The sequence below is a fragment of the Deltaproteobacteria bacterium genome, assembly GCA_016183175.1.
Lineage (GTDB): Bacteria > UBA10199 > UBA10199 > UBA10199 > SBBF01 > JACPFC01.
Map to the genome: position 1 here is coordinate 1 of JACPFC010000134.1, position 6844 is coordinate 6844.

Annotated in this window: 8 protein-coding genes; 5 read left to right on the forward strand and 3 right to left on the reverse strand. The window is 52.7% G+C overall.

Annotated features, from left to right (window positions below):
* The 5 genes from HYU99_12030 to ilvE form a co-directional block, all read left to right on the forward strand.
* A partial coding sequence (locus HYU99_12030; protein MBI2341075.1) for an Asp-tRNA(Asn)/Glu-tRNA(Gln) amidotransferase GatCAB subunit B occupies nucleotides 1–459 on the forward strand: 459 nt, incomplete at its 5' end.
* A 28-nt stretch (nucleotides 460–487) separates the two neighbouring features.
* A complete protein-coding gene (locus tag HYU99_12035) occupies nucleotides 488–766 on the forward strand; it encodes a hypothetical protein (protein MBI2341076.1) in 279 nt (92 codons plus the stop codon).
* Nucleotides 766–1188, forward strand: a complete 423-nt coding sequence (locus HYU99_12040; protein ID MBI2341077.1) for a PIN domain-containing protein — start codon at nucleotides 766–768, stop codon at nucleotides 1186–1188. The genes HYU99_12035 and HYU99_12040 overlap by 1 nt, the downstream gene beginning before the upstream one ends.
* A 24-nt stretch (nucleotides 1189–1212) precedes the next feature.
* Nucleotides 1213–2289 (forward strand): S-methyl-5-thioribose-1-phosphate isomerase, encoded by a 1077-nt coding sequence (mtnA, locus tag HYU99_12045; protein MBI2341078.1) that lies wholly within the window; start codon nucleotides 1213–1215, stop codon nucleotides 2287–2289.
* A gap of 29 nt (nucleotides 2290–2318) precedes the next feature.
* Nucleotides 2319–3245 carry a branched-chain-amino-acid transaminase gene (ilvE, locus tag HYU99_12050; protein ID MBI2341079.1) on the forward strand — a complete coding sequence of 309 codons (927 nt, stop codon included), beginning with the start codon at nucleotides 2319–2321 and terminating at the stop codon, nucleotides 3243–3245.
* Here the strand turns inward: ilvE and HYU99_12055 are convergent.
* From HYU99_12055 to serS, 3 genes are all read right to left on the reverse strand, one after another.
* Nucleotides 3236–3691, reverse strand: coding sequence for a phosphatidylglycerophosphatase A (locus tag HYU99_12055; protein MBI2341080.1), 456 nt, complete (start codon nucleotides 3689–3691; stop codon nucleotides 3236–3238). The genes ilvE and HYU99_12055 overlap by 10 nt on opposite strands.
* A gap of 9 nt (nucleotides 3692–3700) precedes the next feature.
* On the reverse strand, nucleotides 3701–5395 hold the full coding sequence (locus tag HYU99_12060) for a hypothetical protein (GenBank protein ID MBI2341081.1): 1695 nt from the start codon (nucleotides 5393–5395) through the stop codon (nucleotides 3701–3703).
* A gap of 157 nt (nucleotides 5396–5552) precedes the next feature.
* Nucleotides 5553–6830, reverse strand: a complete 1278-nt coding sequence (gene serS, locus HYU99_12065) for a serine--tRNA ligase (protein MBI2341082.1) — start codon at nucleotides 6828–6830, stop codon at nucleotides 5553–5555.
* Between the last annotated feature and the right edge of the window lie 14 nt (nucleotides 6831–6844).

Below are 6844 nucleotides of genomic sequence, written 5' to 3' on the forward strand. Positions count from 1 at the left end.
ATGGCAGATTATTTTGAGGAGGCGGTGCGCGCCTATAATCAGCCAAAGAAGATTTCGAACTGGATGATGACCGAGCTGATGCGGGAATTGAAAAATACAGGAATCGAAATCGAGCAATCAAAGGTAAGGCCCGGGCAGATCGCAAAGCTGATTGAGCTGATTGACCACGGCACAATCAGCGGCAAGATGGCCAAAACGGTCTTCGAGGAGATGTTTACAAGCGGTGACGACCCCGAAAAGATCATTCAGGAAAAAAATCTGGTGCAGGTCTCGGACACCGGGGCGATTGAAAAAGTCATCGACGCCGTGATGTCCGCCAACCCCAAACAGCTGGAGCAATACCGCGCCGGCAAGGACAAACTCTTCGGCTTTTTTGTGGGACAGGTGATGAAAGAGATGAAGGGGCAGGGAAATCCGGCCGTCGTCAACGAGTTGCTCAAGAAGGCCTTGACGAGGTGATATTATTGTGTAATTGTATAATTGTATTATGCAAGAATACGTCACAACCAATGTCCGTCTCGAAAAAAGCCTTTTGAAAGCGCTTAAGCTTAAAGCCCTTGAGGAAGAAAAAAGCATGGGTGCCGTTCTCCGTGAGTTGGTCGTGCGCGGGTTGGGCCTGGGAAAATCACCCGCCTCTTTGCGAAAGAAAAAAAGAAAAAACACCGGCGAAAATCCCTTTGCAGAAATTGCGGGGCTTTTCGAAAGCGGCGTTCCCGATGGGGGCGTAAATCATGACGAAGCGCTGTATGGTCTTTCAAAAAAATAATGGATATGAGTTTGTTTGCCAAACGGTACTTTGTTGACAGCTCTTTCTTCATTACGCTTGCCGATAAATCAGACTTAAACCATCCAAAGGCGTTCGATTTTTTTCAAACCCTGCCTCAATCAGCCAGGTTATTCACGACCAATTTTATCCTTGACGAAACAATCACCCGAATTCGGACGCTGGCAGGGGTTGAAATGGCCTATCAGATAGCGCAGGACCTTTTGAATTCAAAAAAATATAGAATGATCACGGTTGACGAGCAAATCTGCCTGAAAGCCCTGGAAAAACTACGAAAATATTCAGACAAAATCTTGAGCTTTACCGATTGCACCAGCTTTGTCGTGATGGAACAGATGAAAATCAGGACCGCTTTGGCCTTTGACGACGATTTTGTCAAGGTGGGTTTTCAAGTGGCGCCATAGCTGTAGATAGAATAGGAAAAATCGATGAACTTCAAAACAATCGAGTGGAAAAACAACACGGTCGTCATGATCGACCAGCGCAAGCTCCCGCACCATGAGGAGTATGTCGTCTGCTCGGATTATGCCCAAGTGGCCGACGCGATCAGGCACATGGTTATCCGCGGCGCCCCGGCCATCGGTGTGGCGGCCGCCATGGGGGTGGCCATTGGGGCGTTAAAAATTGAGGCGAAGAATTTTGATGATTTTAACCGACAGATTGAAACAATCTGCGAGGCGCTTTTTAAGACACGACCAACTGCTGTTAATCTGGCGTGGGCATTGGAGAGGATGAAAAAGATCGTCCACGAAATCCCCCCCACCCCCCCTTTGAAAAAGGGGGGCGAAGGGGGGATTTTGGATTCTTTAAAATCCAGACTCGTTGCCGAAGCCCAAAAAATCCTCGCCGAAGACATCGAGGTTAACCGGATGATGGGGCGGCACGGGCAAACACTCTTCAACACCGGAGACAAGGTTCTCACCCATTGCAACGCCGGGGCTTTGGCAACCGGCGGGTTTGGCACCGCCCTTGGCGTTATTTATTCCGCAACAGAGGCGGGGAAAAAAATCACGGTCCTTGCCGACGAAACGCGCCCTTTTTTTCAGGGGTCCCGTCTGACCGCATGGGAATTGTCGAAAAACAATATTCCCGTCACCATTATCACCGACAACATGGCCGGCTGGATGATGAAAAAGGGGGAGGTCTCGAAGGTGATTGTCGGCGCCGACCGGATTGCCGCGAATGGGGATGTGGCCAACAAAATCGGGACCTATTCCCTGGCCATTGTCGCCCAGAAACACGGCATCCCCTTCTACGTCGCCGCCCCCCTTTCGACAATCGACAGGTCGATCGATTCGGGAGAGAAAATCCCGATAGAGGAGCGTCCCTCCCGCGAAGTAACCCATGTGCAGGAAGCTCCCATCTCGCCTGACGGCGTGGCGGTCCGCAACCCCGCCTTTGACGTGACGCCAAACGAGCTGGTCACGGCCATCATCACTGAAAAAGGAATCGCCCGCTCCCCTTATACCGAAAGTCTCTCCCGTCTATTTTCAGAGTTGAAATGAGCTGATATTAATGATTAATTAGAAAAACTATGGCCAAGGTCAGCAAAGTCCCCAAAATTTGGCTCGACGGAAAATTCATCCCCTGGGACGACGCCAACATCCATATCCTAACGCACACGCTTCATTACGGCCTCGGTGTCTTTGAAGGAATCCGCGCCTACAAGGGCGCCAACGGTAAAACCGCCATTTTCCGGCTGAAGGACCATATCGACCGGCTTTACGATTCGGCCAAAATCAGCCTCATCACGATTCCCTATAAGAAGGAAGAAATCGTCGAGGCCTGCAAGGAGCTCTTCCGCGTTAATAAACTGGCCGAAGGGTATCTGCGCCCGATTGTCTTTATCGGCGACGGCGAGATGGGGCTTTACGCCATTGATAATCCCATCCGCATCGCCCTGGTTGCCTGGCCTTGGGGGACCTACCTCGGCGAAGAAGGGGTGAAAAACGGCATCCGGGCAAAAATCTCCAGCTACACGCGGCTGACGGTCAACACAATGATGACCAAATCGAAGACCTGCGGCAATTACATCAATTCCATCCTCGCCAAGCGCGAGGCGCTCAAAGGGGGCTACGAAGAGGCGATCATGCTCGATCACGAAGGTTATGTCTCGGAGGCAACGGGTGAGAACATTTTTGTCGTCAGGGACGGCATTGCCCGTACGCCGTCGGCGGGTTCTTCGATCCTCAAGGGGATCACGCGGGATTGCGTCATCCGGATTTTGGAGGACAACAAAATCCCGGTTCAGGAAGGGCGGATCACGCGCGACTCGGCCTATGTGGCCGACGAAATTTTTCTTTCCGGCACCGCCGCGGAGATTACACCGATCCGTGAACTGGACGATCGGACAATCGGTTCCGGCAAGCCGGGTCCCATCACGCAAAAGGTTCAGCAGGCCTATTTCGACATTATCCGCGGCAAGGTCAAAAAATACGAAGAGTGGCTGGACTACGTGTAGAAATGTGACAACAGATAGAGCAAAACTCCCGCCTGAACCCCCGCGACGACGTCATCGCCCACAACCCCCCATCCCCGCGGCAGATTGTCCTGTGCCCACCGGGCAGGGAAAATTTTAAGGATGTCGAACAGACGGAATAAAACAAACCCGGCGATCAGATGGATGAGTGAATAAGGAACAAACAGATAAGTGATCAACTGTCCCGCCACCTCGTCGATGGCGATGGTCGGGGCGTCTTTTTTGCCGAATATTTTTTCCGCCTCGGTGGAAACAACGATGCCTACACCGGTGAACAGAACCGCCAGTGCGGCCAAATAGAGACGGGGCTCGTTTCGGAAAAGATAAAAAAGAAGAACGCCCGGGAGGCTCCCCGCCGTTCCGGGAAAAACCGGCGCATATCCCAGGCCAAAACCGGAGGCAAAGAATTTGATGAGGAAATTTTTCACTCGGTGAGATTAGACCACTACATCGGAAAGTTGAAGAACTGATTTGTCAACATCGGTAGCGAACGTTTCATCTTCGGGGGCGGCTTCTCCGGCATCGGCAAGAGCGTAGAAGTTTTCAATGGGGTCTTTTCCTCGACCATCGGAAAAACCCTTGTCACCGCTTCCGGGAACATCATTCAGCGGGGCATCGAGGCTTCCGACTACCGCCGCAAAATCGGTGTCGCCGGATGAGGAATCTCTCCGGGAAGAAGCGGTTTGAGCGGCCAAAGGAACGGGTATGGCACGGACATCCGCCGAACCGCCGCTCGAGATTTCCCGCTCCGCCTGAAGATCGGCCTCACTGCGGCCCGCCGGTTTTGGGGCGCGGACGACATTGGAACCCGCCGATTTTGAAACTCTTCCGGCCTCCGCAGATACCGCTTGCAATACCGCAACAGCCCCCCCCTCTTTTCCCCCTTGAATGGAAACAGACCGGGTATCGACATCACCCTCTTGCAACCCGGTCTCTACGCCTTCCGCCTCTTCAACCGGCAATCGATTCGCGGGAGCTGTCTGGCGCCGGTTTTCAGGCCCTTTGATTGTCTGCCATTCCCCTTCAACGCCGGACTTTAAGCCGGCCGCAAAAGCCGGTTGGGTGGGTGCCCTCGCAAAGTCGACGGGGAATGAGCCGACATCGGAGTAAACAACCGTTTCATCAGCCGTCAAACCGGCTCTGTCATCGCTTTCCACAACTTTCGTATTTGCCTTTACGACAACCGCTTCGGGCGATTCGGCTTCGACCGCTTCTTCCGGAGCAATCGGTTCTTTTTCGGAGGCCACTGCGGCTTCAGCCTGTTCGACGACAGCAGGCGGCATGGAAACAGTTTCGGAAAGGAAATTTTCGGTTTCGGCAACGTCCGCCGGAGCGGCAGTCAACACCTCACCGGTTTCAGCTTCTGCCTCCACGACATCGTCGTTGCCATAATAATAGACAAACGGTTCTTCCTCATAAAAAGCCGCATCGTCTTTTGCCGCAAATCCCGCCATCGAAGGTTCGTCAAAGAACGAAACTTCGGGCTCTTCATCCGGTTGATACTCCACAAGCGCAGGCGCAGGCAATTCATCCGGTTCCTCTATTTTGATCCCCGCGTATTTTTCAAGCGAATGGAGCGGGGCTTCCAACCCCGGACTTTTGCGGGCAATTTCATGCACCGTCTCCCGCCAGTTTTCAACGTAGTATTCGCGCGCGGCATTGGCCAGAGAATCAGCAACCTCTTCAACCTGTGGTTCGAGAGAGTCGGGGATGATGGCTTTTGCAATAGGGGCCGCCTTCTCCACGGCAATCGGCAGTTTTTCGGCCGCCCATCTGGCAACAGCGGCCGTCTCTTCGGGATAGGCCTTCGCAACCGCCTTTGCCGCGTCAGCGGTGATTTCGCCCCACGACCGGTTGCGCAGATAATCATAAGCAGAATGGGCATCCTGATACACGGCAACGGCGCGGTTGTGGGCCCTTTCGGCGTACGATTCAGCCGCTTTCCGGAAGGAGGTCAAAGCGCCTGACAGGGTGAAGGAATCGGCCGAAGATAAATCGGCCACGGTCTCATCCGCGGACGGTGCAGGCTCATCTTCGCAAACGCCATAGTCTTCGGACAGATACAGATCGCCCGGGAACGATTCTTCGTACGATTCCTCGATGGGATAACTCTGTGGAAATTCTCCGGGCATAAATGGCTTCTACTCCTATTTATCGGCAAAAAACCAGTGAATGTTGCCTCCCTTTTTTCATTCGGCCGACTTTATAACACAACGCGTCAAAAAGGCCAAACAAAAAACGGCTGAAACAAGGAAAAATAATTTTATTTTTCAGATATATTACTAAGACTTACTTTTTAATAAAGGAAATACCACCCAGATAGGGAACCAGCGCCTCCGGTATCTTCACCGATCCATCCGCCTGCTGGTAATTTTCCAAAATGGCCACAACGGTGCGACCCACCGCCAGGCCCGAACCGTTCAACGTATGAACATAACAGTTTTTCTTGGCGGCTGAATCCTTAAAGCGGATTTTGGCCCGGCGGGCCTGAAAGTCTTCGAAGTTGGAACATGAAGAAATCTCGCGATAGGCATTCTGCCCCGGAAGCCAGACCTCGATATCATAGGTCTTGGCGGAGGCGAACCCCAAATCGCCGGTGCAAAGGACGACAACCCTATAGGGCAGACTCAATTTTTGAAGAATTTTTTCCGCATCATTTGTCAGCGATTCAAGTTCTTCATAAGAACGGTCGGGGTGGGCAAACTTCACCAATTCCACCTTGTTGAATTGATGCTGGCGAATCAACCCTTTTACGTCCTTTCCGTAGGACCCAGCCTCGCTCCGAAAACAGGGGCTATAGGCGGTCATTTTGACCGGGAGTTTTTCCTCGGGGAGAATTTCGTCCCGGAAAATATTGGTCACCGGCACCTCGGCCGTCGGCACCAGATAATGATCGGTCGTCGTCTTGAAAAGATCGGCCTCAAACTTGGGGAGCTGTCCTGTGCCAAAAAGGCTCTCGGCATTCACCATGAACGGTGGAAGCACCTCTTCGTAACCGTTTTCTTTCGTGTGGACTTCGAGCATGAAGTTGATGAGCGCCCGCTCGAGTTGAGCCCCCAAACCACGATAGAGGGCAAAGCGGGCGCCTGAAATCTTGGCGGCCCGCCCAAAATCGAGGATCCCCAATTTTTCGCCGATTTCATCATGCTCCTTCGGCTTGAAATTGAATTCCGGTTTCTTACCCCAGACGCGGATTTGTTTGTTATCGGCCGGACCTTTTCCCACCGGGACGCTTTGGTGCGGGATATTGGGGATGACGGCGAGGACCTTGTTCAACTCCTCCTCCGCCTGCGCCATCTCCGGCCCCAGTTCTCGGACCCGGCCCGCCACCTTCTGCATCTCGGCAATTACCGGGGTGGCTTGCCGCGTGGCGGCGTCCTTTTTTTCTTTTTGCAGTTTCACAATCTCTTGTGATTTTTTATTTTGTTCCGAGCGGAGATTGTCGAATTCCGTCTGGAGGACCTTTCGTTTTTCGTTGAGGGCCTTCAGCGGAGATAAATCAACTGTTGTGTTCCGCTCTTTGAGAGCCTTTTTGGCACAGGACAGCTCCCCAAGTTTGAGGCCGATCTTTTCAAGACGAC

What these genes read in the sequence shown, in the direction of transcription:
- HYU99_12040 (MBI2341077.1), top strand. Translation starts at nt 766, where the DNA reads ATGGATATGAGTTTGTTTGCCAAACGGTACTTTGTTGACAGCTCTTTC.
- HYU99_12060 (MBI2341081.1), bottom strand. Translation starts at nt 5,395, where the DNA reads ATGCCCGGAGAATTTCCACAGAGTTATCCCATCGAGGAATCGTACGAA.
- mtnA (MBI2341078.1), top strand. Translation starts at nt 1,213, where the DNA reads ATGAACTTCAAAACAATCGAGTGGAAAAACAACACGGTCGTCATGATC.
- ilvE (MBI2341079.1), top strand. Translation starts at nt 2,319, where the DNA reads ATGGCCAAGGTCAGCAAAGTCCCCAAAATTTGGCTCGACGGAAAATTC.
- HYU99_12035 (MBI2341076.1), top strand. Translation starts at nt 488, where the DNA reads ATGCAAGAATACGTCACAACCAATGTCCGTCTCGAAAAAAGCCTTTTG.